This window comes from Neisseria sp. P0021.S007 (genome assembly GCF_051956855.1).
This window is the reverse complement of sequence record NZ_JBQCXA010001747.1, coordinates 1-439: the sequence shown is the minus strand read 5'-3', so window position 1 is coordinate 439 and position 439 is coordinate 1. Positions and strand designations below refer to the sequence as shown.

The following is a 439-nucleotide window of genomic DNA, read 5'->3' as shown; positions in this document are numbered from 1 at the left end:
AATCATATGGCACTCATCAGCACACACGACAAAACCTTCCAACTACAACAAGGCGAAACCTTATTGGAGGGCTTGGAGCGCACCGGTCACGAGGTTGAATACCAATGTCGCAGCGGTTATTGCGGTTCATGCCGGGTCAAAATCTTGGATGGAAAAGTCTCTTATGCTAATTTTCCGCTCGCTTTTGTCGCGCCCGGAGAAATTTTGCCGTGTTGCTGTCGGGTTACTGAAGACATCAAGCTCGATTGTCGGGAGCGCATCAAAGAGCCCGACTTATTTGATGCCGATTTATTTGAAGATAAATAAAAAATGCCGTCTGAACATTGTGGCCGAAACCTTTGATTTCATTTCCACCGTTCAGACGGCATTTTGTATGGTCAAGCTTCCTTACGTTCGCCAACCGGCAAACCAGTCTTGCCGAAAGATTCGTTGATGACTT

At 46.7% G+C, this 439-nt stretch carries 1 protein-coding gene; it reads left to right on the top strand.

What is annotated here, in order from left to right; genetic code table 11:
- Positions 1–6 precede the first annotated feature (6 nt).
- On the top strand, positions 7–306 hold the full coding sequence (yfaE, locus tag ACTHUR_RS21250; protein WP_440400789.1) for a class I ribonucleotide reductase maintenance protein YfaE: 300 nt from the start codon (positions 7–9) through the stop codon (positions 304–306).
- Positions 307–439: the final 133 nt, after the last annotated feature.

What these genes read in the sequence shown, in the direction of transcription:
- yfaE (WP_440400789.1), top strand. Translation starts at nt 7, where the DNA reads ATGGCACTCATCAGCACACACGACAAAACCTTCCAACTACAACAAGGC.